Genomic DNA, 23857 nt, shown 5'->3' on the forward strand with positions numbered 1-23857 from the left:
ACGGGAATATCAAGCTCGGGCAACCGTGCGTTATACACACCAGACGCTATTCGGTGCTCCAGGAGCGCCCATAAGCCTTGCTCAGTGAACAGCAGATTCAATGACGATGCGCCTGGGCCGTCGTGTTTATAGCGTGCGATATCGGTGCGATAAAGTTGCAGCCAAAGGGACTTGGCGCGCCGCGCGTGCGGCTACCGGCGAAGACTATGGACATGGCGTTCCTCGCCGCCAATGACCGGAGGGTAAAACTGGGCGAGCAGGAGGATGCGCATTCTAGTCCATCTCGGACACAGTGCTGATGGGCGGCAATGACGCCGAGACCTTGCGGAGCAGCTCGACGGTGTTGTCCGGACCGGCGCGAAAGAGCATCGCCTCCGCCTTGCGGCCCTCCGGTAGCCCGACACGCTTCAGCACGGTTTCGCCCGGCGCCACGGCAATGTCGCGCCACACGCCGACGAGGGTGCCATCTACGGTCACGCGCAGGGTGACGACCTCGGGCCTTCGCTCTTGGTTCCTGATCCCCACCTCATATCCGGTGCTGCCAGGCCGGACAGGCAGCATCCAGAACTGCGTGTACGCGAACGGGTAGAAGGCGGTGGCGTTGCGCAGCGAGGCGCTCAACGTCACCGTCATCGCCGCAAGTGTCGCAGCCACCAACACACCGTGGCGCGGTCGGAGAGCCAGCCCAGACCAGGGACGCGGGATCGCCGCACGAGGATGCGGCGCTACGAGCGCGCCGGCCAGCGAGATCGCGCTGAGCAAGACGAACCAGCCGAGTGTTGTCAGTGCGCCTACCGCATTGAGCAACAGTCCGCCGAGCACGCAGACGGCCATGCTCAGCCCGGCCATTAGGGCGTATCGCCCGGGCGCAGCCATCCGGCCTGGGAACAGGCGTAGCAGGGCGGCGCCAGGCAGCACCAGCACGAGTGGGGCGGCGAGAATGAGCCGCCATAGCGGATGCACGTCCAGGAGCAGTCCAACCGCCGCAGCAAAGACGGCGAGGAGCACAATCAGGAGGCGCCGGTCACCGCGCATATTGCAACGCCCGCACGTCGTAGATCCGTATCCAGCCGTCGTCGAACACCCGGTTTACGCGTTCGTCGCCGTCCCATCTCTGCAGAGCTGTCGGATCGAGCGGGGTCAAGCCGAGGCCGTCCGGCTCGCCGGCCTGGAAGAACAGGCCCAACAGCGCCGGCTGCGTGGAGAGGCGCATATCAACGAGCAAATAGTCGATCCGCCGGTCCCTGATCGCATCGCGGAGCCCCTCCCAGATCACAGGGGAGATGAAGAGGCCGGCGGTCATCTTGGCGTCGGGAAGCGTGACGATGTGCTGGCGGCCATACGTCAGCAGCAAGGCGCTATTCTCGAGATCCGTTACGAAGTTCTGGTTGGGACCGAGCCAGCGCGCGGTCCACGCGGCCGCATCGATCCCCATCGGATCGACCGACAAGGCGTCGCCCTCCACCCGGTACTGCGTGCGCACCGCTGCAGGACCCCAGCCATTGATCATGCCGCCGACGGCAACAAGCGCGAGCGCGAAACCGGCAACTATCCCACGAGTCCACTGCGCCCGGGCGCGCCAGAAGCGGGCGACTCCGAAGGCTGCTACCAAGCCGACACCGATGAAGGCGAAGGCGCTCATGCGGTTACCGACTTGCCAGCCGGCAGGGGTCAGGCGCAGCAGCACCGAGAGCGGCCACAGCAGGGCGAGCAGGCTCACCAGCAACAGGCGGGGATTGTCGCAGCGGCGCCGCAGTAGATCCTGCAGGGCGTACCAGCCGGTGCGCCCAGAGGCGGGGCCCCGTCCCGCCGCGCAAGCGGTGAGAAAGCCGAACGAGAGCAGCACGCAAAGCACGAGGACCGAGCCGAGTCCGCCTATACTGAGCCAGACCGGAACCGAAGTGACGCCATCTTCGGCGTGGTATAATTCGCGATGCGGTACGTGGCCCTGCAGCATCTGGGCGAATTCCTGCGCCCCCTCCGTGATCACGGGGCCCAGATAGCCCGAGGTTGGATTGCCGATGAACGTCACCCAGCCCAGGGCGGTCGCGACTGCGCCGGCAGCCGCGAGCATCGGGCTCGGCAGGCGGAGAGTCAGGGCCATGGCGGCGAGCGCACACAGCACTGCTACGGTGAAGTAGTTGGTGACGTGGTGCGTTATGGCGAGCGCCGCGAGCAGCGGCAGGGCCAACACCATCGTGCGCGGCAGCGTCGTGCCCCGTGCCGCCGTCTCCGCCTCCATCATCAGGATGACTGCCATGAACGCGACGCCCAGCGACTCATAGGCGAACTGCGCGTCGAACATCACATAGGTTGTGCTGCCCATGTACCCGAGGCTGCCGATACCGGCCAGACGGGCCGATCCTGTAATCCGCTCGAAAAACGTGAACAGCGCCGTGATGAAAACGGCGCGGCAGAGCGCGATCACTACGTTGCCAGCGGCGAAGACGGTAAGCCCGGTCAGGTGGATCAGCGCCGTCGTCACCAGTTCGAGGCCCGGATAGAACGGGGAGACGAACAGCAGATCGTTGCGCACGAACAAGCGATGGGTCGTCAGAATGTCGTCCGCCGATCGCCAATGCTGGAATTCATCGAACTGCACAAAGCCGGTCGGATCGAAGAGCGCCTTTAGCGCGAAAGTAGCCTCTGCCAGGACCAGCAGGAGCCAAATCCGCTCGCTGCGGGCCACCTGCGGCGCGGCGATACGGACGGAAATCGGGAAGTACAGCAAAGCCACGCCGAGCCAGAATACCTGATCGGCATGAGGGGCCGTCCCCGGCATCAGGCGCGCCAGCATAACGCACAACGAGGCGTGCAGCGACAGACCGAGCAGCCAGTCGAGGCTTACGTGCGGCGGATCGGGCGGGCAACCGATCGGTTCTGGCGCGATAAAGCGCACGACGGCAGTGAACGGTGCAACCGCGCAGCGCCAAAGCTGTTGGGCGCTCGGACGGCGATCACTCGGTGCGGGACTAGCGCAGCCCATGAGCGACCACGTCTTCATAGGTCTGCCGCAGCCGACGCGCGCAAAAACGTGGGGTCACCACGGGTGTGCAAGCTGCGATAATTTGGCGCTTTCAAACCGCGATTTGCCAACGACAAAGATCGGCATGTTGAGGCCAGCTAGGCTGCGGACAACGCCTAGACTGTTCAAATCCGCCCCGACAATCACCGCTGCCGGACTTCTGCTCATTCTGATCTCCGAAGTCAGATCCAAGACATGAACGCGAGCGGGACGGCGGCGGTATGCGGTAGTGCAAAACGCTCTGGTAAATGGCCGCCAACCGTTCGGCGCAATCCTCCCAGCTCGGTAGCGCCATCGGGCGCCGCATCGGACCTTTGGCCAATTGCGCCAGGGCGGCGGCTGCAATCTGCCGAGGCGTGGCTTGCAGCGGAATGGCCTCGACCGCATCATGTTCGACCAATTCGCGAAGGCCGCTCCCATCCGCAACCAAGACCCGGCGCCCGAGCGTCAACGCCTCCATCACGCCCACCGGATGGGCCTCATAATCACTGAGCAGGACCACGAGGGCAGCGCGCGCCAGCACCGTCGCCACACCCATCCGATCAGTGGGCGGAATGCCCCCGATCTCGACGCGCTCCTGCAGCCGAAGGCGGGCGGCGCGGCGAATAAGCTCCAGCTTATACGGACCTTCGCCGAGGATGCGCAGCCGCGCGTGTGGGAGCGTTTCCAGAATAGTTGGGAAGGCGTCAAGAATCCGGTGATGTCCCTTATAGCGTTCCAGTCGGCCAATCGAGACGATCAGCGGCTCCGGGTTCAGCGCGACTCCACTCACACTGGGCATCTGGCCACCATTGGATATCACCGCGCACTGTCGCAGCTTCATGCGTTGGCAGAAGAACTCGGCCTCAAATTGTGAAACCCCGATGCATTGCGCCGCCCGACGGATCAAGGGCGCCAGCAGGTGGTGCTGTGGTAAGCGGACCAAGTTGCGCAGCGGCGATGAGTGGCCACCGCTGTGGAAGGTCACCACGTAGGGCATCCGCCGGCTCAACGCCGCGGCCATGGCCAGTGGCGGGACGAAAGTATGATAGCCTTGAACGTGCATGACATCGGCCGCGCTAGCGCGGATGCGGTGGTAGATGGCAGGAGCGACATAGTAGTCGCGCTGTTTCGGCCATGCCGAGACCCGATGGACTTGCACGCCTTGCATCTGTTCTGTCGGGAGCAAATGGCCACTGCGATCGGTCGTCAGCACGGTGACGGCGTGGCCCATAGCGACTAGCCGGCGACTGACCTCATAGACATGGGTCTCGATGCCGCCCATTTCAGGCAGAAACCTCGGTGTGACCATCAGAATGTTCATCACCGTGTCCATCTTCCGGCGAGAGGTACGTACATCGAGTCCGTCATCTCCAATCTTCAAGAGATCATCTCGGTCGTCTCGGGGGCCGCCGAAGACGCCACAGGGGGCAAGACTCGGGCGCCATCCGTTTTTGCTGTTGCAGCAGCAAATCGGCGCAAGCTTTGTGGATCGGCCATACCGAACGAATTCTCAGCGGAGCGTGGATGGGACCACCGTTCGCGCAGGATTGTGCGCAACACTTGCATGCCGTCAGGAATTGCCCTCAAGTTACTGGCGCCGTGGATACGCAGCGCTTCGAAGCTGGGCACCTCGGCGATGCGCAACTTGGCCTTGAGTGCCTGCAATTCGATGAATGTCTCGACCTCGAATCCGTCACAAGCCGGGTCAATCACGCTCAGATGGCGGCGCCAGAAGGCGAAATAGCCGTAGCACAGGTCGCTGAACGAGCCACCGTACAGCACGTTGACGATCTGCGTCAGCCCCCAATTGCCCACGCTTCGGAACCATGACATGTCGGCCGTTCCGGCGCCTTGGATGAACCGTGAGCCTTTTGCGAAATCGGCGCCTGCCATCAGGGCGGCGACCAGTAGCGGGATTTCGCAAGGATGCATCGAGCAGTCAGCATCGAGGGCAACGATAATGTCGCTATGCGCCGCGCGGAATCCAGCGCGCAAAGCCGCGCCCTTCCCCTTGCGCGGCTCCATCACGATGCTGAGGCGGCGCTCTCGCGCAAATGCCTCGGCAACTCGGACCGTTTCGTCGGTCGAGCGACCGTCGACTAGGATGACCTCATCGATCCAGCCGGGGATGTTAGGGAGAAGGAGACGCAGGTTGTCCGCCTCGTTTAGTGTTGGAATGACGACGGAAACCGAGGCAATCGGCAGGGCGGTGGACAAGGCGCGGGGATCAACTAGTTGAGGCAAAGTCATGACGTGTCTCCGTTTCTGGAGCGAGCGACTTGCGGGATGGAGGCTGAGGACTAAGCTTGTCTAATCGCTGCTTCGCGAGGCCATGTATCCGCGGCGACTATTAGTCGTGCTGCCCACTGCGATCGGGTGCAGCGGCATCACGCGCACCACGTCGCCGGGATCGAGCCGCGTGGTAACGTCGGCGGACAGAACGTCCGAGCCACGCACGGGGGAGATGTCCCTCATTCATCAGCGAGGCGAACGCGTTGGTCCAGACTTGGCGCGTGTTGATGCTTTCCTGCAACGGTGTGGGCCGACCCTGGTCGATGTTAGTAACCCGCTGCGCGGCATCGATGGCCGACTGAAAGCCGTGGGCGCGATCGGCCTGGGTTGCAAGTATCGGATCTCGGCGTGCGGTCTCCGTCGCCACCAGATCGCGCACGCCCTGCTCACCGGCAAGGCGGACAAGCTGGTCTGGTATCGTGGCTGGTTACCGTCCAGTTCAGCGCGAAGCGCGGTGTCTTGGCGCGATTGAGAAGTGGGCTTTAGAAGCCTCCTGCGCCTGTCACGGCGCTTTCGGTTCCGAAACTGGAATCAAGCTTCGCGCGTGAAGCTCGGTCGAAATATGGCTCCCCATAATTTCAAGCAGGACCTGAACGCGTCCGGCACCGTTAAGCCGCTGCAAGATCCCAAGTTGACCAGCAAAAGGACCGGCCATGAGCCGCACATGATCACCCGGTGTTAAATCCCGACAAAATAGCACTTCTCCGACGGATGAGCTTGAGGCAATCAGGGTTTCAACGATGCCAGACTGCACAGGTGCCGGTCGGTCGTCTTGCATGATCAATGTGGTGACCCCGCGGGTACCGTTGACGGCGCGCCATCTAGTGCGTGTCAGGTCGAACGCAACAAAGAGATATTGTGGAAAGAACGGCGCCATAACCGTATCATATCGGCGGGCGTGCCGAATTGTCTTGGTTACCAACGGCAAAAAGGTGCGAAATCCCTGATTCCTGAGGTGCAGTTGCGCCGCCGGCTCACGATGCGGAAGAGTGTAAACCACGTACCAACGCTCAGATCGCTGTTGGGGAGGAACAAACATATTTCTCTTTTCAATCGCATTCATTAGTTGCGCATTCATTGGTTGGCGGACAGCCGCGCAGCGATAGCTACCGCACTCCGGGTGAACCCCGCCGGAGTGTGCGACGCCAGATCAGTAACATTCAGGGCACTTGGCGGGAATGTCTAAAGCGGGGTAACTACGATGGTGAGCTGCGGCAGTGTGATCTTCCCCCGAAAAAATGGACAGGGTTAAGCTGCTTTTAGCTCCATCTCGATTGGGTTGATATAGCCGATCGCCGAGTGACGACGGTGCGATTGTAGAAGCCTTCGAGGTAAGAAAAGATATCACGGAGGTAAGCAAAGATATCACGCGCGGCTTCTGCTCGGGTTGCATTATGCGTGTGATAGACCTGCTCGGTTTTGAGTGTGTGGAAGAAGCTCTCCATCGGGGCGTTGTCATAGCGGTCGGCCTTGCGGCTCATCGACGCTTTGAAACCGGCGGATTGCAACAGCTTGCGATACTCGGCCGAGGCATATTGGACGCCGCGATCCGAATGCTCGATCAGGCCGGCACCAGGTCGCTGCGCCGAGATCGCCATCCGTAAGGCTGCCAAGGGCAGCTCGGCGCGTAAATGATCCGCCATCGCCCAGCCGACAATCCTGCGGCTGTACAGATCCATGACGGCGGCCAGATAGAGCCAGCCCTGATCCGTCTCGATGTAGGTAATATCGGCGAGCCAGATCCGGTTCGGAGCAGTGGCGATGAAGTTGCGGCTGGCTCTTACGGATACCATAACGCCGTTCAGAGAGTTGGCATGATGCCGAACTCCAGTCGCCGCTACCCTTTCCATATCGAAGTCTTCGGCAGCAACCTGGATCGGAGCATCAAAGGACTTTTCTGGCCCTTGGCTGACAATTTCCATCACTCAAGCCAAGGCCGAATATCAGTCTCGCCGCCTACTTGCGGGCGTCGATAGTCAGAACACTGATGACGTAGCGTTATGCATCGGCAACTTGGCTTGCCGGGTGATTGGCTGGCTACTCGTCGCTGCGCCGGTTATCACAGTGCGCCGCGCCCCGCTTCGCGGTGGTCAGGCGGTGTTGCCGGCGTCCACCGTCAGCACGGTGCCGGTGGGGTTCCGGCCGCCTTCGCCCAGGAGATACTCGACCATGGAAGCGACGTCGTCGGCCTCGGGCAGACGGCGCAACGTGCCCCGGCCTGCGATACGCCGGCGCCCTTCCTCGTCCAAGGACCTGGTCAGTTCGGTAGAGACCGCACAGCCACCGACGAACACTAGTCTCGCAAACGAACTCTCAGAAAACCGACCGGGCAGAGAGAGAGAGAAAATCCGCCAGAGCGCGATAAACTGACCCAAAGAGGGCCGATGAGGCGAATGCTGTCAGCAAAGCCGCTAAAATGAGGCCATGCGTTCGCCCTGAATGCCGCTGCGTTTTCGCCCAACAGCAAGGAGCCCCCACGCATCAATTCCCTTGGCGGGATCACTTCGGACCGACCCTCTGGTCCGCGACCGCGGAGCCAGCCTCCTGTTGCTTGGCGCTGCGCCCGGCCGGCAAGCTCTTGCCCGACTGCGGAGTCACGACGGGCGAGCCGGCCTGCTCGCTTGACTCGCTTTCGCCTGCGATGATGTTGACGAGGTCGCCCGGCTGCAACACCGTCATCCCAGTGGACTCGATGCTGACCGGTCCAGCGTCCGTCTGCCGCACGACCTGGTAGGTCACCCGGTTCGCTTCCTTCGCAAACTGGGCGCGGGTCGCCGGCAGCATGCGCAGGACGCTTTCGCTGCTGTTGAACTCGCGCTCATTGTCCGCAACTTGGCGCTCGATGGTTTCAATCTCGACCTCGAGATCATTCTTGAGGTCGGCCTGAACGCGCAACGCGTCGGCCTGCATGGTGACGAGGCGCTGTTTCGCCTGGGCGAATTGGTTAAGAGCCTCGCGCCGGCGCTGCTCGGCATCGGTCAGCTCGGTCTGGACCTGATTGAGCACAGTCATGCTGAGAACGTTGCGATCGACGAGCGCACGCGTGCTGTTGACGCGCTCCTGGCGCAATTTGACGAGCTCATCGAGCGACTCCATGCGCCCATAGACAGCTACGTCCTGCCTGGCCGCTTCGAGCCCGGCCTGCATCGCGCCTTCGCGGTTCTTGCGGGCCGCGGCTACCGCCTTGCGCCGGTCACTCTGCTCGTTGATGAGATTGGCAGCCTCGGTCGCCCCGACCAATTCCAGCAGCCGGGGCGGGATCTTGGGCTCCGTTCCGTCGCGCTCGGCGGTCAGCACCGCCGCGCGTGCCAGCAATTTCAGCATGGCATCGACCGCCCCGCTCCGCCTCTGGATGTCCTTCACGGCTTCGATCTTTTGCCACCCCCCCCATGTCGCTCAGGCCCTGGTCGAGGCCACCGGCCAGCGCGATGGCGTGCAGGATCGTCAGGCCAGGCGAAAACGGGTATGCACCGGGCGTTTTCACAGGCCCGATAACGTAAATCGGTGAGCGTGATGTAATCGTCGCGGTAACGAAGCCAGCGTGGCCGATCAGCTTATCGAAGGTCTCCGTGAGATCGTTGGCGACAACTTCTGCGGTGCGGTGCGCCACGATCACGCGCCCAATTACCGGCACGGTAACCGACCAATCCGATGCGACCACGTATTCGCCAGAGAACTCGGCGCGCAGGGAGAAGCTGGGTCCTTGGCGATTGCGGCCCGCCGAAAACTTGTCCGCCGTCAGCGGTTCAAAGAACGAAAGCTTCAGCTTGTCTCCAACTGCTATGGCCGCCGCTGTGGGCGGGGGTGGCCCCTCCGGTGCGTCCGGCACCGTGCTGGCGACCTTTGTGCTAGCGAAGTTGGAGCGCTCTTCGGCTGTGGGGACGGCGCTCGTTTCGAGCAGCGCTACGGCCGGCGCATCCGCTCCCGACGTGGCGGCGCGAGAGGATTCGGCCGTGGGTTGAGTCAGTTGGTCTTGCAGGGTGCCGACAGCGGTATACACCCTTTGCGCCAGGGCATCGGAGACACCCTCGATCGGCTCCCAGTTTCGGGCCGCTGCCGCCCCGAGCGCGGCAAGACCGCAGAGCCCTAAGACAAGCAGGACGGGCTTCATTTCCCTTTGGGGCGCCACTAACCGAGAGGTGATGGAGGGGGATTTGTCTTGTGAATCCATTGTAGTAGCTTTCACTTTCGGTGGTCGCTATCCTTTCCCGGCGAGGCCGTGCAAGCGTGGAATGACAACCATGAAAACTTCGCTAGCGTATCGTGGCCCGTGAGGGTCAGAAGCACAACAATCCTTTGGGGGTAGTGGACCGCTTACGGTACAAGGTCGACGAACCTCGCCTTGGGCGTCACAAAACTCGTGCGAAGGCGCGGGATCTGACACTTCCGCAGAGAAAAGGATACCGGCGCGAAGGCAACAAACTGCCTCGAGGCCCCGATTAATCCCGCCGTGGGAGCAGATTGCCGCGCTAGCCTTTCGATGGCTCTTCAGAGACTGGCGATCGAGGGCAACCATCTAGGCCTCCGAGATTAGATTCCGCGGATTCCGGGTAACCCTTTAGAGGTATTCCTATCGAACCGCTCCGGACAGGCTTGGCTGCGACGTGGCGCGATTACGCGTGCATGAAGTCACCGGGCAGCGTTGCTTTCACGCAGGGTAAGGCTGCAGCGCGGCAACAAACGGGCGGGCGCATGGCGTCGTCCCGTGATGGAAGTGAGTCCCGATCGCACTCGGATCGGGGTAAACGTGAACCAGAGGCTGAGACGTCGGCGATTGTCGCGGAAACCGAAATGCAGGTCGCCGAGCCGCGCGCTTCCCTCGTGGCGGCAAGTCACGAGATAGATTTCACCGCGTTCGTAAAGGGCGTCAAGCAGCGCGGGGACGCTGAATGCTCGGTCGACACCGTTCGCGATCAGAGTATCTACAATGAGATCGGCAACCCGAAAAGTCATGCGACTCGATCTCGGTTGAAGGTCATCATCATCACGCCGCAAGCTTGACGGTGTGCGAGAAATCCCAATACAATTTCCGCGCTCGCGCGTAGAACGGTCCGGGCGTGAGCGGCCGATCGTCAATCCGGATCACCGGCGCAACCTTCGCGAAATTGCCGCTCGAGAAGATCTCATCCGCGGCAAGGAAATCGGCATAGCGCAGCGTGGCCTCCAACACGGTGACGCCATCACCACGCAACAGTTCGATCACCCGCTGCCTGGTGATGCCGTTGAGGAAGGTGCCGTTTGGCGCTGGCGTGTAGACTACACCGTCCTTCGCCATGAACACGTTGGCATTGCCGAACTCCGCGACGTTGCCGAGCATGTCCAGCATCAGGCAGTTCTGGAAGCCGCGCGCGGCGGCTTCGATCAATGCGCGCGAACAGTTCGGATAGAGACAGGAGGCCTTGGCCGCGACCGGCGCGCATTCGGCGGTCGGCCTGCGGAACGGCGACAGCGTGATCGCGTTGCCGACCGGCTTCGGCAGTGGCGCTTCATAGATGCAAAGGCACCAGTCCATCGTGTCCGGATCGAACAGCACGCCGCCGCCCACCCCGTTCTGCGGCCAATACATCGGCCGGATGTAGAGCTCGGCATTGGCCGGGAAGCGCTTGATGCCTTCAAGCGCCAGACCGATCCAAGTGTCGAGATCGACGATTGGCTTGAGCCCGAAGCTGATCGCGGATTGATTGACGCGAGCGCAATGTCGGTCGAGGTCGGGCGTAACCCCCTCGAAGGCGCGTGCGCCATCGAACACCGTCGAGCCGAGCCAGAGCCCATGGGTGCGTGGCCCCATGATCGGCACATTGCCCTCGTGCCACCGGCCCTGGAAGAATGTCCATGTCCGCGAATGGCTGACTGACTTGTTGTTGGGAATCATGACGGCCCTCCATATTCAGCAACTGAGTCGCAGTCCGTAACCAGTTCGGTATCCGACAGATCAGCAAGCCATATTGACGTAGGTGACGTGCTCGTGGCGCTGCGCGACCTTGGTCAGCATCGGCGCGCAGTTGCGGAAAGCAGGTTCCACGTACCAGCTGGAGACATTGCAGCGGATCGATGTCGCGCCGCCATCGTCCCGCGCGCTGTAAATGAGCTGCAGAGCGCCGACCTGCGTTCCCCCATGGTCGAGCATGTAGCCGAAGCGCGGGAAACCCTCGGGCACCTCGCGCTCGGACAGGCGACGGAGCCCGTCCATCCAGAAGTCGCGCGAGCGCTCCGCAAAGCCGCGCGTCAGAAGATCGGCGACGGCGTCAAGATCGGCTATTTCTATCTCGCGGCATCGGATCATGATCCGAACTCCGTCACCGGGTCCGATTCCGCTTCCTCGTCAGCAGTCGCGACGCCGCCGCGGTCAGCGAGGAACTGACCGCGAAGCGTAGACCGCACCCGCTTCGGCGAGAACCGTGGTCCGAATCCGGCGCCGGCCGACGCTTGCAGTTGGCGCCAATGGCCTCGAGCGCTCGGCTCGTTGCGACGCCATGTACAGCAGCCAGTTGCGGTAGATGCGCCTGGCCGGCTGATGCCAGACGTTTCTCAGATCCTTCGCCAGCCGATCGGCCGGAAAATCGGTGAAAAGCTCCGGACGTCTGTCCGAAAGGGCTTTGCGGCGGTAGGCGGTCAGCATCTCTTCCGCCTCCTTGTCGAAATAGCCTTTCGGTATCGTCGGACAGACTTCGTTCTCTCCCCGGAGGAAACGACCCATGTCCCTTCTGTATTCGCCCAACAGGGTCTGGGCCTCGTATTCCGGATGGCCCTGGAAATGAACGAAAAGGCTGTTCTTCTGCTGCTTGACGAAGCAGTCGACGCCCGCCTCCGCAGAACTGGAGAGAACGGAATATCCGCAGCTCGCAAGAGCCCCCTCCTGGACCTCATTCCACCGGGCGTGCGGCGTTCTGAAGCTCGCCGGAACGGCATGCATCAGGTCATGATCTCTCGTCTTCGCTTGAGCGAAGACACCGATGCATTTGGCAGGCAGCTTTTGGCGCGCCACGCCGTCCATGTGCAGAACGGCCCCATGGACGGCCAGACAGGAATACACCGACGACACGGTATTCTCGCAGGCCCAGTCGATGATCTGGACGAAGGTGGCCCAATATGACTCTTCCGTCAGGGTCGCAGCTCTCGGTTCGGCGCCGGTCACGATCACTCCGTCCAGGCACTCGTTCACGAGATCGTCGGTGCCGCGGTAGTATCGACGCACATAATCGCGCCCCCACTCCGAGCGGGGCGTGGTCTCCATCGTATAAAAATGCAGCCTGACGAAGAGCCTTCCGGCCGCCGCGTCGAGCAGATCGAACAGCTGGCGCTCGGTCGGCATCAGAGCGGAATCCGACATGTTGTTGATCAGCCCGATGTCGAGGCACTCCTCCCGCCTTCCCGGTGACGCCTTTGCGGCGGCGCTTCCGTTCCGCGCTCTCGCGAAGAGATGGTGGTCGTGCGAGTCGGTGTCGATTAGGACAGGCATCGGAATGCCTTCATGGTTGACCTGCATTCAATCTGCAGCACAGAGCGCTTGATCGAGGTCGGAGATGATGTCATCGATGTGTTCGATGCCGACGCTCAGCCTGATCATCTCGGGTCGCACGCCGGCCTTTTCCTGTTCTTCAGGCGACATTTGCCGGTGCGTGGTAGATGCGGGGTGACAGGCCAGCGATTTCGCGTCGCCGATGTTGACCAGCCGCTTGAACAATTTCAGTGCATCGTAGAACCGCTTGCCGGCCTCGAATCCTCCGGCCACGCCGAAGGTCAGCAGCGAACATGCGCGGCCGCCCAGATATTTCTGCGTCAGCGCGTGATAGGGGCTGTCCTGGAAGCCTGCGTAGTTCACCCACCCGACGCGTCGGTCGTTGCGCAGAAACTGCGCGACCTTCTCGGCATTCTCGACGTGCCGATCGATCCGCAGCGCGACCGTCTCGATGCCCTGGAGCAGCAGAAAGGCGTTCAGCGGCGCGAGGATGGATCCGGTGGTCCTCTGGGACACGGCGCGGCAGCGCGCGATGTAGGCGGCCGCCCCGTAGCGCTCGGTGAAGACCAGCCCGTGGTAGGATTTCTCCGGCTCGTTCATCATTGGAAAGCGGCGGCGATGCTCCGCCCAAGGGAACCTGCCGCTGTCGATGATGATTCCGCCAAGCGTAGTGCCGTGCCCGCCCATAAACTTCGTCAGCGACTCCACCACGATGTCCGCGCCGTAGTCGATCGGTCTGAGCAGGATCGGGGTGGGCACCGTGTTGTCGACGATCAGCGGCACGCCGTGCCTGTGGGCGACCTCGGCCATCGCTTCGATGTCGCAGACGTTTCCGGCCGGATTTCCGACGCTCTCGCAGAATACCGCCCGCGTATCGCCGTCGATCAGCCTTTCGATGCTCGCCGATCGGTCGTCTTCCGAGAACCGGACCGTGATGCCCTGCCTCGGCAGGATGTGCGCGAACAGCGTATGCGTGGTGCCGTAGAGTTGCGGGACCGAGACGATGTTGGAGCCCATCTCCGCAAGGTTGATCACTGCATAGTTCGTCGCGGCCTGGCCGCACGCCACGCTGAGCGCCTCTATGCCTCCTTCAAGGGCGGCGACGCGCCTCTCGAGCACCGCGTTGGTCGGATTGCCGATCCGCGTGTAGCGGAAGCCGTCCACTTCAAGATTGAAGAGCGCGGCTCCATGGTCGGCGCTGTCGAAGGCGTACGAGGCCGTCTGGTAGATCGGCACGGCGACGGCCTTGGTGGTCGGCTCGACTTCGTAGCCGCCGTGGACAGCGAGAGTCTCATTTCTCATGGACGCTGGCCTTTCGGGCCTTCGGTCCCGGGCGACTGCGGGATTTCCTTGGCGCATCGGATTGCCTCGAATGCAGACGATGTTCTAGCGGTCGCTCCTCGGCGGGAAGCCGAGCAGGTCCCGCACCGCGGCCGGCCATCTGGCGACGTTTTTGCCGTGAGTATGGAACATGGCGACGGCGAGACGGTCCATTCCGAAGGCCACGCAGGCCGTATGGGCCGGCTCGCCAGCCTCGTCCACGATGCCCCAGGCGGTGCCGAAATGATCGCGGTGGTAGTTGAAGCTCATGCAGGCGGTCGGTCGCTCCTCAGAGCGCAGAGGCACCAGCAGTTCGAACTTGAGCGACTGCTGCTTCTGACTCACCGCCATCATCTGGCCGACCCGACCGAAGAAAGGATCGCTGGCGTAGTCGACCGTGAAGGTCAGCCCGAGATCGCGGGCGATCTCTTGTGCCCGCACGATCCAGCGCTCCCGGAACGCCGAGACGTGCTCGGGACTGCCGATGCAGACAAATTCGCGCATCCTGAAGGACTGCAGCCGGTCGAGATGGCGCGAGGGCTCGCGACGGAAGCACTCGGCGCCAACGTCGAATCGCCAGCCACCCGCCGGAACGGGACCGCGGCTCGCCGCGATCGGATAGACCGGATAACAGGCGGCCGGCGACAACACGAGGTCGGCCGGTGAAAGCGACACGGTCCAGTCGCCGCCTGCATCGAAACGGCTGACCGCCGCATCGATCTCGCTTTCCGTGCCGTGGAGGCCGCAGACGCAGCCAAGGAGGTTCGGAAAGCTCTTCAGATATCCCGAGCGCTCAAGCTGCGCGCGGTTCATGACCGGAGGGAAGCGCATCACCTCCGTATCAGCTTCACGATGCCGCGTGATCAACAGCGCAAGTCGCTCCACGATATCTTCATAGAGCGCGGTGCGGCCATAGACCCCCGGAGAGCCCATCTCGTGAAACAGGACATCGGCAAGATGATCCAGTGGATCGGCCGGAGACGGAGCGGGTTCCGCCCGTGCAGTAAACATCGCCACGTTCATATGATGCCTCATTCCTTCGAGGAGCGGAATCAATCGCGCAAGGACGCCGGCACGGCGCTCATCAACGTGGCGGGACCCATGCTGGCAAGGATCCGGTCGTTGTTGATCATGATCGGGGCCGAAAGCACGTCGCGGAGGTGACGGCCAACGCTGACCTCGGTGTCATTGCGGTAGCCTGACAGACCGCAGGCACGCATCGCGTGCATGACGGCCGCAACCGCGAGTTCGGAGGCCTCCACCTTGAGAAGATTGATCGAGGACTGGAAGTCGATGGACGACAGCGCGCGCTCGTCCCCTTCGCGGGCCCCGAAGGACTCGATGTTCGCGGCGATGATGGCGCGCAGTTTCGTCAGAGTCATCCTGGCGGTGGTGAGATGCGCCGCGCCCGGAGGCATGTTGCCACCTGACCCGCGGGCAGCCTTGCGGACGAAAAGCTGCGCCCGATCCACCGCCGCCGCTGCGATGCCCGCCCAGACCGACGACCAGCACAGGTGAGCGACAGGCGTCATTGTCTGCGCATGGATCTTTTCGTACCCAACTGGAAATATCTGGTCCGCGGAGCCTTTGAAGTTCAGCTTGAAGCCGGCGCTGCAGGTCCCGCGCATGCCAAGCGTCTCCCATGCGAGCGTTGGCTCCAGCGTGTAGTCGTCCCGGGTGATGGCCAGCAGCACCTGATCGGATCCGGCCGCGTCATCGGCGCGGCGCGCGATGGTGACAATGCCGTCCGCCTCCGCGCCGTAGGAAATGACTGTCGCATCCCGAACCAGCGAGATCTCAACGCCGGTGCGCTCCACCGCGGCCGAGCTGAAGCGTATGTTTCCGCCGTTCTGGCCTTCCGTCGTCGACGACGCCAGCAGCAGCTGTTCGCCCGCCACACGACGCATGAATCGTTCGTGCCAATCGCTGCCCGCGCCGTGGCGGACCAGACACGCCACCTTGGTCTGATGCATCGCGAAGATCATCCCGACCGAGGCGCAGGCGCGGCCGAGCGCGTAGCACATGTCGGCCACCTCCGAAATCGACGCGCCGTCGCCGCCGAACTCGATCGGGATCTGGGCGCCCAGAAGCCTCTCCTTGCGCGCCGCGTCGATAGCCTTCTGCGGGAAACGGGCCTCGCGGTCGACCGCTTCGGCCTCCGCCGCCGCAGTCTCTGCAACTGCAGCCAGCCTCTGCCGGAACGAGGAGTGGTCGGGAGAGACTCGTACTCGGCTGATTTCCGGTGCAAAACTGCGGAGCTGGACTTCCTGCACGTTCATGGCCAAAGCCTCCCCTCTGATGCTTGGACGACGCGAACCACGTCGAGATGAATTCCACTCGAATTCGTGGTGGGACTCTAACCGACCTCACTCGCCGAGTCGGCGGCGCAGAAGTAGATATCGAAGAGTGTGCGCTCCCAACCGAGGTACCCCCGAAGAAGAGCTACTGAGCTGAGCTGTAGTTGGGTATCGTCGCGTCGATGATGATCTGCCACACACGGTATAGGTGCAGTCGAATGCAAGACTTTACCGCCAGCGTTCAGGACCGGGTCCTTTCCGTCGTCAGGAGCATTCTCGAAGAGAACGCGATCAACGTGGATGTCAACCCGGAGTCGCGACTGGTCGACACCGGGCTGGACTCGATGGGTATGGTCGCGCTGATGCTCAAGGTCGAAGCCGAGTTCGAGCTCACCCTTCCCCAACCCGAGATTACGCCCGAGAATTTCCAATCGGTGAAGGCGATGGAGATGATGATCCTCAACCAGCTTGGACCCAGCGCGGGATGAAGCCAGAGAATCGCATCGAGAATAGTTGCAAGATCTCGCTGGCCGCGAGTTTGGCTACCCGGGAGCAGGTCTGCGCGGAAATCGATCCAACTCATCTACATGATCAAGTCATAAAGAGAGCCGCAACCCAGCGAGCGACCAGAGACGAAGCGCAGCGCAGACCCTCCGCCGCCAAGACCTGGCTGAAGGCCGTTGCACTGACCTCGCGGATCGAGACCGAGCCGCATCGGCTGTTCGCCGACGTCGTGGAAGAATGGGCGCAGCGGCAACCCGGGCGCCCCGCGCTGCTCTCGGACGGTCAATCCTTCACCTACGAGGAGCTCGCCACCCGGATCAACCGGTATGCCCGCTGGGCGCTCAGCCTCGGCATCCGTACCGGCACCACCGTCTGCCTGCTGATGCCGAACCAGCCGGACTATCTGGCGTCTTGGCTCGGCATAAGCAGGGTTGGCGGCACGGTGGCGCTGATCAACACCAGGCTGATCGGCCGGTCTCTGGCTCACTGCATCAACGTTGCGCGCCCCGATCACATCGTCCTTGCTGCCGACTGCGTGAACGTGTTCGAGACCGCTCGTCCGCACCTGGACTGTGTGCCGCAAATCTGGAGCCTCGGTGGCGGCGCCGGTGCCGATCTAGATGAGGCGCTCGACGCCGCGGATACGCGGCCGCTGTCCACCGCAGAACGCGGTGACGTCACGATCGACGGACGCGCGCTCCTCATCTACACCTCGGGCACGACGGGGCTGCCGAAGGCGGCGAACGTAAGTCATCGCCGCATTCTCAGCTGGGGCGGATGGTTTGCCGGGCTGACGGACGCGTCCGTGGACGACCGCCTTTACGATTGCCTGCCACTCCATCATTCCGTAGGTGGAGTCGTCGCGCCCTGCAGCATGCTTTGCGCGGGCGGTTCAGTCGTGATCGCCGAGAAGTTCTCCGCCGGGAGTTTCTGGAGCGACATCGTGCGTTTCGACTGTACGGTCTTCCAATATATCGGCGAACTCTGCCGCTACCTCCTGAAGGCGCCGACGTCCGGGCAAGAGGCTGGACATGCGCTGCGGATGGCCGTCGGCAACGGACTGCGCGGCGACATCTGGGAGGCGTTCGCCGAGCGGTTCGCCATTCCGCAGATCCTCGAATTCTACGCCGCGACGGAAGGCAATTTTTCGCTGTTCAATGTCGAAGGAAAACCCGGCACGATCGGCCGGATCCCTTCGTGGCTGGCGCATCGCTTTCCGGCCTCGATCGTGAAGATCGATGCTGACAGCGGCAGACCGCTGCGGGGCGACGACGGGCGCTGCATCGCCTGCGCCTCCCGCGAGGCCGGCGAGGCGATCGGGCGCATCGGTACCGCCGGCCGCGGCGGCGGTCCTTTCGAGGGCTACACGGAGTCGGCGGAGTCCGAGAAGAAGATTTTGCGCGACGTCTTTGCAGAAGGCGATGCCTGGTTCCGCACTGGCGATCTGATGCTGCGCGACAAGGAGGGCTACTTCCATTTCGTCGACAGGGTCGGCGACACCTTCCGCTGGAAGGGAGAGAACGTCGCGACCAGCGAGGTCAACGACGCGATACGGGACTGCCGCGGCGTAGTCGACGCGTCGACCTACGGGGTCGCCGTCCCCGGCGAGGACGGCCGCGCTGGCATGACGGCTTTGGTGGTGGACCAGGATTTCGATTTCGGGTTCTTCACGGAACACCTGTCGCACCGGCTCCCGGTCTACGCGCACCCGGTCTTCGTCAGGTTTTGCGGGGCGCTCGAGGCCACCGAGACCTTCAAGCAGAAGAAGCAGCAGCTGATCCGCGAGGGATTCGCTCCATCGGTTGTGAGCGACCCGCTGTTTCTGCGCGATCCAGCAGCCGGCGACTATCGTCCGATCGATGAGTCCGTCTACGCGTGCATCGTGGAAGGTGGATTTAGGTTTTAGCGGCTTGAAAAGCCGCTCTTCTGAGAGGTGAGGTGTTCAATGTCGGTAAGATCGAGGATTTTCTCGGCGATGCAGCAGATCGCCGACGATCAGAAGATCACGCTTCCGCGACTCCAGGACGATTTGACGTTGCACGAGACCGGGTTTGATTCGTTGGCCTTCGCGATCCTCGTCGCGCGCCTGGAAGACGATCTCGGCATCGATCCGTTCACCAGCGCGGAGGACGCCGCCTTCCCGTCGACAATCGGTGAGTTCGTCAGAGCCTACGAGAATGTCCCCGCCTGAGATCTTTGCGCTGCGCCAATATCTCGGCCCGGAGCTGAAGGGCCGCACGATCTCCGATGCCCGACACAGCGTATCGCTGACCGACATTATCCGGCACAGCTACCTGATCGGCAGATCCCGAGAGCTGTCCGGCCGCTCGGTGCTGCTTGCAGCGTCGGGACAGCTGCTGACTGCGCTAGCGATGCTTGAGCTCGACGGTGTCGCCCACCGCATGCTTCTGTGCCCGCCCGACCTCGATCCCGATCGAATGCAGGGCCTGCTTGAGGATGCCGAGATCGACGCCATCGTCACCGATCGGCCGCTGCACCGATGCGATGATGGCAGGTACCTGGTCGTCGGCATCGACCTGCCCGAACGGGCGGCCGTCGGATGGAAAACCGAACGCGTGACCGAGTGGCTGATGCTGACCTCTGGGACGTCCGGGCTTCCAAAGATCGTCGCACATACGCTCGATGGGCTGGCCGGCGCGATCATCGCCGAGGGGCCTGCGCGCAACCAAAACGCGATCTGGGCGACGTTCTATGACATCCGTCGCTACGGTGGCCTGCAGATCTTCCTGCGCGCCATCATCGGCTGTGGATCGATGGTGCTGTCGGAGCCCGGGGAAGCGGTCGCGGACTACCTGGCACGGCTGCAGGCCGCGCGCGTCACCCACATCTCCGGGACGCCGTCGCACTGGCGCAAGCTCCTTATGAGCGGGGCGGCTGCGAACTTCTCGCCGCGCTATGTCCGCCTGTCGGGCGAAATCGCCGACCAGGCGGTGCTCGACGGCCTGGCCCGGGCATATCCGCACGCGTCGATCGGCCATGCGTATGCTTCGACCGAGGCCGGCGTCGGTTTCGCGGTCGACGACGGGCGCGAGGGTTTTCCCGTCGACCTGATCGGGCCGAACCGCGACGGCGTCGAGATGAAGGTCGTCGAGGGCTCGCTGCGGATCCGCTCCTGCCGCGCTGCGCGCGCCTATATCGGCGCTGACGCGCCAGCGCTCGCCGATGCTGAGGGCTTCGTCGATACTGGCGACATGGTCGAACTGCGCGGCGAGCGCTATCACTTCGTCGGTCGCCGCGGCGGCATTATCAACATCGGCGGGCTGAAGGTCCATCCCGAGGAGGTCGAGGCCGTCATCAATCGACACGAGTCCGTGCGGATGTCGCGCGCGCGTTCGCGCCGGAGCCCGATCACCGGCGCCATTGTGGTCGCCGACGTCGTCCTCGCGGACGGCGCCGATGCGGGCCGTCGCGAGGCCATCCGCGCGGAGATCCTGGACCGCTGCAAGGGCTGCCTGGCGGCATACAAGGTGCCCGCGGTGATCCGTTTCGTCGAGCGGCTCGACGTAACGGAGGCCGGGAAGCTGGCGCGCGCCGATGCGTAACGTCCTCGTCACCGGCGGTAGCCGCGGCATCGGGCTTGCGATTGCGCGCAGGCTCGCTGCATCCGGCGACTACAACGTAATCGCAGTCGCGCGCCGCGAGAGCGAGGATTTGGGGCGAGCAATCCGTGGGACGGGAGCGGACCGGCTTCACTTCAGGGCGCTCGATCTCGACCGGACCGAAGAGATTTCCACCTTCGTGAAGGAGCTGCGCGGCGCCTTCGGCGAGATTTACGGCCTGGTCAACAACGCAGGGATCGGCACCGAGGGCCTGCTGGCCACCATGCGCAATTCCGAGATCGAGGCGTTGATCCGCCTGAATGTGCTGTCGCCGATCGTTCTGACCAAATACGTGGTGCGCCATATGATGGCCAGCGGCGCCGGACGCATCGTCAACATCTCCTCCATCATCGCCTCGACCGGCTACAACGGCCTGTCCGTCTATGCCGCGTCCAAGGCCGCGGCCGCCGGCTTCACCCGTTCGCTGGCCCGAGAAGTCGGCAAGCTTGGCATCACCGTGAACGCAATCGCGCCAGGCTTTGTCGACACCGAATTGACCCGGTCCCTGGATGATGACGGCCGTCGGCGCATCGCCGGCCGCAGCGCGTTGCGCCGCCTGCCTGAGGCCGAAGACATCGCTTCTATGGTCGAATATCTCTTGGGCGAAGGCGGTCGGAACATCACCGGCACCGTGCTGACGGTAGACGCGGGCAACACCGCCTGACCGTCGACGCGGCAGGCACGCGCCGCAACCCTTACATCGATCACGTTCATGCGCCGCCCTGCTGATCGATGCCGTCAGCCGGCGTCTAGTTGGGGCGCGGAGCGACGCTCGCCGGCGGCGGAGAACATCTGCTTGAGCGTGTTGGCGGAGTGGATGGCGAAACCGAACCCAAACGGATTGGCCTGGCGCAAGAAGCCGATCTTCTTCACAGGGCCCTCGACATGCCATTTTACGTAAATGGGGCCGTGTCGAAGCCGGGTGAGTACCCTTATCGGCCGTCCATTACCGCACGCCAACTCGTCGCTGTGGCAGGCGGCTACGACTTCATGCGTATCAGAATGAGTAACCCGTCTCTCGGGTCAGCAGACTTGAGAAGCGAGTACGGATCACAGGCGCGCATGTGGCGCATCAAGACTGAGCTGGAAGAGCATCAAGACTGAGCTGGAAGAAGGGTCGCAGAATCACCCAACGCATGCTGACGGACGCGCCCATGGCTCGTGCCGAGCTTCTGAAGGATCAGGAGCGGTCCAAGCGTTATGGGTGAGGCGTACGACTACTCAACTCGAATTCTCATGAGCGTCGAATTGCGATGCCAAAAGTGCACCCGCCAACGACCTTCATGTATAGGCATGTGTCCCCAACGGAGGTAGCTCATAAGGGACCAAATCTCCGCGCCCAGAGATTCAGGTGGTTAGAATGTTGTCGCCGCCGGGGACAAGCGATGCCCCATTATCGTGTCTATGTTCTGGACGAACACGGCGGCTTCCCAGCATGTTCTGCCGGACTCTCTCAACCGGCGACGCGCGGCAAATGGCCCAACGTTCAAATCTTGCTAGCGCTAGCGAGCAAAGCCATCGGAGCGCAGCGACCGTCGACTATTTGCCCAACCGGCCTGCAGCCTTTCCGTTGATGCAGCTGTGGATCAGTTGGTCGTCGATGCGACCTATCTCGAAGGCGGGGCTATGCTCATTCAGGTCGACATTGAAGGCCCACATGGCTTTCAATACGCGATCCTGAACAGCGGAGATGTCTCCCATCGCTGCGGCTTTGCGCATCACGCGCTGCGTGTCCAATAGCTCCGCCCGGTTCTCTTCGTACATCTCGCGGGGCATTCCCCGTTGCGGCCACTGGTCAAGCGGGATGTCTGGTGTATCGATGGGGCCTTCCAACCGGATAACCTCCGCCGCCATGCGCTCCATCTCGTCGCGGCCACCGAATCGCACGCGCTCGTCCCAAGCCAGCGCGTCGGCGTAGACGAATTCGGCCGTGCGCTTGATTTCAGTGTCACTGAGGCTGGTGCGCTTGATCGCTGGTGCCTCGGTTGTCGCAAGACGCGACTTCGCCTGTGCGATGATGCGGTCAAACTCCGCCAGCACTGGCTTGGCGCGCACGTTGGCGTCACGGACATCCTTGGTGCCCAATGAGCGCTTGGGGTGCTTCTGCACGGCCTTGCCGTTGTTCAGCTCGCGCGCCACCGCCGCCTGAAGGCCCTTGGGCTTCTCTGGCACCGTTTTGCGGGCGTAGTACGTCCCGTGTCTGTCTTTGATAACGCCCATCAATACGCGCTCGATTAGCACCACCGCTTGTGACCACCACCCGGCAGCTAAGCGCTTGTATCTGCGTTACTTATTGATCTTAAAATGGAATTCGCGTGACTGGCGCGCCCGGAACGATTCGAACGTCCGACCCTCAGATTCGTAGTCTGGTCAGGCCCATTGAAATTGCTGGGGTTTGTTACCGTAAGACGCGAACCAAACTCGCAAAACCGCGCAATTCCAAGCCGGTCGCAAGCGCGAAGTTATCGAGGATTGGTCGATTCCGATCATCGGCTGGCGGAGAGGCGTCTGACCGAGATGTACAACTATGCTGCTCCCTGGCACAGTGACTTTTAATCACGGGGTCCTGGGTTCGAGCCCCAGCGCGCTCACCAAATAAAATCAACAAATTAGCCCGCATATCGGCCCTCGGATTTCGAGGGTCATTTTGCTTGTGCACATATCACGCACACTCGGTGGGGCCTCGCCATGCTCTGCCTCTGGATCGTTGGCGGATTGCTGTTCCTGCTGGCGCTTGCGTTCGCTGCTCTGGGTGGCTCGTCGTCAAAGTGAAAAGGTTCGGTGACTCCGGCACGATCGACTAGCACGCTTCTCTCCACGCCCACGACGGGCAGTGGCTAGCGATCGTTCCGCACCGCTAGGAATCGATAATTTGCGAGGCGCTCACGGTGCCGCTTTGATACGGCATGCGACCCCAGAAGATCACGTTTGGACAGATGCGGGCGACGGGGCGTGCGCCGCGTACTTGTCTATTGCGGCGACTATCGCTGCAGTCACAACGTTGCCCTGATCGCGGATCGATGGTCTGACGACGTGCGGTTATCGGATCTTGAGTCGCGCTTTATCTGCCAGACTTGCGGCAGAAGAGGCGCCGACGTCCGGCGGCACTTCGATTGGAATATGCCGACAGTGCCAGCCATGGGTTACCGATGAAACTCGCTACCGAACGCCCCTTCGCCAACCCAGAGGTCGCGGCCCGCAAGCTGGTCGAGCTCGCAAAGGGCATTGAGCCCGTTCAGGATGGTCGCATTCAGGTCGTGTCCCCAGTGATGGTGTAGCTCGGTAGAGCAAAGCCGTCCGCACGCGCGCCCTCCAATAGCGCCGTAGCGGGCGGGCGGCTTTGCGGTGGTCACCGATG

The 23857-nt window shown here is 62.6% G+C and carries 22 protein-coding genes, 1 tRNA gene and 3 pseudogenes; 5 read left to right on the forward strand and 21 right to left on the reverse strand.

The genetic code is table 11. From position 1 onward, the window contains the following. Nucleotides 1-273: 273 nt before the first annotated feature. From AC629_RS46620 to AC629_RS08995, 17 genes and pseudogenes are all read right to left on the reverse strand, one after another. Nucleotides 274-1035, reverse strand: coding sequence for a hypothetical protein (locus tag AC629_RS46620; protein ID WP_084804340.1), 762 nt, complete (start codon nt 1033-1035; stop codon nt 274-276). After that, on the reverse strand, nt 1025-3004 hold the full coding sequence (locus tag AC629_RS08925; RefSeq protein ID WP_143199006.1) for a hypothetical protein: 1980 nt from the start codon (nt 3002-3004) through the stop codon (nt 1025-1027). Before AC629_RS08925 ends, AC629_RS46620 begins: the two co-directional genes overlap by 11 nt. A 73-nt stretch (nt 3005-3077) precedes the next feature. After that, nucleotides 3078-4328 (reverse strand): glycosyltransferase family 4 protein, encoded by a 1251-nt coding sequence (locus AC629_RS08930; protein ID WP_168195431.1) that lies wholly within the window; start codon nt 4326-4328, stop codon nt 3078-3080. Nucleotides 4329-4384: 56 nt separating this feature from the next. Beyond that, the gene (locus tag AC629_RS08935) at nt 4385-5257 is read right to left on the reverse strand and encodes a glycosyltransferase family 2 protein (protein ID WP_084804343.1); all 873 of its coding nucleotides are present in this window, start codon (nt 5255-5257) and stop codon (nt 4385-4387) included. A gap of 60 nt (nt 5258-5317) precedes the next feature. Then, nucleotides 5318-5464 (reverse strand): hypothetical protein, encoded by a 147-nt coding sequence (locus tag AC629_RS46625; protein ID WP_168195432.1) that lies wholly within the window; start codon nt 5462-5464, stop codon nt 5318-5320. 337 nt (nt 5465-5801) lie between these two features. Then, nucleotides 5802-6362 carry a transcription termination/antitermination protein NusG gene (nusG, locus tag AC629_RS08940; RefSeq protein WP_168195433.1) on the reverse strand — a complete coding sequence of 187 codons (561 nt, stop codon included), beginning with the start codon at nt 6360-6362 and terminating at the stop codon, nt 5802-5804. 185 nt (nt 6363-6547) lie between these two features. Beyond that, nucleotides 6548-7071: pseudogene (locus AC629_RS08945) on the reverse strand (IS3 family transposase); the annotation flags it as partial. Nucleotides 7072-7389: 318 nt separating this feature from the next. Further along, a pseudogene (locus AC629_RS08950) lies at nt 7390-7572 on the reverse strand (SDR family NAD(P)-dependent oxidoreductase); the annotation flags it as partial. A 226-nt stretch (nt 7573-7798) separates the two neighbouring features. Continuing rightward, a complete protein-coding gene (locus tag AC629_RS46630) occupies nt 7799-8596 on the reverse strand; it encodes an ATP synthase subunit B family protein (protein ID WP_502693003.1) in 798 nt (265 codons plus the stop codon). After that, on the reverse strand, nt 8493-9299 hold the full coding sequence (locus tag AC629_RS08960) for a polysaccharide biosynthesis/export family protein (RefSeq protein ID WP_210419009.1): 807 nt from the start codon (nt 9297-9299) through the stop codon (nt 8493-8495). Before AC629_RS08960 ends, AC629_RS46630 begins: the two co-directional genes overlap by 104 nt. Nucleotides 9300-9928: 629 nt before the next feature. After that, the gene (locus AC629_RS50125) at nt 9929-10252 is read right to left on the reverse strand and encodes a thiamine pyrophosphate-binding protein (RefSeq protein WP_143199008.1); all 324 of its coding nucleotides are present in this window, start codon (nt 10250-10252) and stop codon (nt 9929-9931) included. 31 nt (nt 10253-10283) lie between these two features. Then, nucleotides 10284-11171, reverse strand: a complete 888-nt coding sequence (locus tag AC629_RS08970; RefSeq protein ID WP_084804358.1) for a branched-chain amino acid aminotransferase — start codon at nt 11169-11171, stop codon at nt 10284-10286. Between the two features lie 60 nt (nt 11172-11231). Further along, a complete protein-coding gene (locus AC629_RS08975; protein WP_210419010.1) occupies nt 11232-11582 on the reverse strand; it encodes a hypothetical protein in 351 nt (116 codons plus the stop codon). A 63-nt stretch (nt 11583-11645) separates the two neighbouring features. Next, the gene (gene metA / locus AC629_RS08980; RefSeq protein ID WP_349531098.1) at nt 11646-12785 is read right to left on the reverse strand and encodes a homoserine O-succinyltransferase MetA; all 1140 of its coding nucleotides are present in this window, start codon (nt 12783-12785) and stop codon (nt 11646-11648) included. After that, nucleotides 12786-14060, reverse strand: a complete 1275-nt coding sequence (locus AC629_RS08985; protein WP_084804360.1) for an O-acetylhomoserine aminocarboxypropyltransferase/cysteine synthase family protein — start codon at nt 14058-14060, stop codon at nt 12786-12788. It lies immediately after the preceding gene. Between the two features lie 84 nt (nt 14061-14144). Then, a complete protein-coding gene (locus AC629_RS08990; protein WP_084804361.1) occupies nt 14145-15101 on the reverse strand; it encodes an amino acid--[acyl-carrier-protein] ligase in 957 nt (318 codons plus the stop codon). A gap of 29 nt (nt 15102-15130) precedes the next feature. Beyond that, nucleotides 15131-16357 carry an acyl-CoA dehydrogenase family protein gene (locus AC629_RS08995; protein WP_084804363.1) on the reverse strand — a complete coding sequence of 409 codons (1227 nt, stop codon included), beginning with the start codon at nt 16355-16357 and terminating at the stop codon, nt 15131-15133. 236 nt (nt 16358-16593) lie between these two features. Here AC629_RS08995 and AC629_RS09000 point away from each other — a divergent pair, with 236 nt between their 5' ends. Genes AC629_RS09000 through AC629_RS09020 form a run of 5 tightly spaced genes read left to right on the forward strand, consistent with a single transcriptional unit; the run spans nt 16594 to nt 21163 of the window. After that, nucleotides 16594-16863 carry an acyl carrier protein gene (locus tag AC629_RS09000; RefSeq protein ID WP_084804365.1) on the forward strand — a complete coding sequence of 90 codons (270 nt, stop codon included), beginning with the start codon at nt 16594-16596 and terminating at the stop codon, nt 16861-16863. Further along, nucleotides 16860-18785, forward strand: coding sequence for a long-chain-acyl-CoA synthetase (locus AC629_RS09005; RefSeq protein WP_084804367.1), 1926 nt, complete (start codon nt 16860-16862; stop codon nt 18783-18785). Before AC629_RS09000 ends, AC629_RS09005 begins: the two co-directional genes overlap by 4 nt. A gap of 39 nt (nt 18786-18824) precedes the next feature. After that, entirely contained in the window at nt 18825-19070 is a 246-nt protein-coding gene (locus AC629_RS09010) for an acyl carrier protein (RefSeq protein WP_084804369.1), read from the forward strand. Further along, entirely contained in the window at nt 19057-20442 is a 1386-nt protein-coding gene (locus AC629_RS09015; RefSeq protein ID WP_084804371.1) for an AMP-binding protein, read from the forward strand. Before AC629_RS09010 ends, AC629_RS09015 begins: the two co-directional genes overlap by 14 nt. Next, nucleotides 20435-21163, forward strand: coding sequence for an SDR family NAD(P)-dependent oxidoreductase (locus AC629_RS09020; protein WP_084804373.1), 729 nt, complete (start codon nt 20435-20437; stop codon nt 21161-21163). The genes AC629_RS09015 and AC629_RS09020 overlap by 8 nt, the downstream gene beginning before the upstream one ends. 74 nt (nt 21164-21237) lie before the next feature. Here the strand turns inward: AC629_RS09020 and AC629_RS49785 are convergent, their stop codons facing one another. From AC629_RS49785 to AC629_RS47635, 4 genes and pseudogenes are all read right to left on the reverse strand, one after another. After that, nucleotides 21238-21372 carry a hypothetical protein gene (locus AC629_RS49785; RefSeq protein WP_283846063.1) on the reverse strand — a complete coding sequence of 45 codons (135 nt, stop codon included), beginning with the start codon at nt 21370-21372 and terminating at the stop codon, nt 21238-21240. 666 nt (nt 21373-22038) lie between these two features. Next, nucleotides 22039-22719 carry a DUF6538 domain-containing protein gene (locus tag AC629_RS09030; protein WP_143199010.1) on the reverse strand — a complete coding sequence of 227 codons (681 nt, stop codon included), beginning with the start codon at nt 22717-22719 and terminating at the stop codon, nt 22039-22041. A gap of 100 nt (nt 22720-22819) precedes the next feature. Next, a tRNA-Ser gene (locus AC629_RS46640) sits at nt 22820-22932 on the reverse strand. Between the two features lie 710 nt (nt 22933-23642). After that, a pseudogene (locus tag AC629_RS47635) lies at nt 23643-23857 on the reverse strand (hypothetical protein); the annotation flags it as partial.

This window comes from Bradyrhizobium sp. NAS80.1 (genome assembly GCF_001908205.1).
Taxonomy (GTDB): Bacteria; Pseudomonadota; Alphaproteobacteria; order Rhizobiales; family Xanthobacteraceae; genus Bradyrhizobium.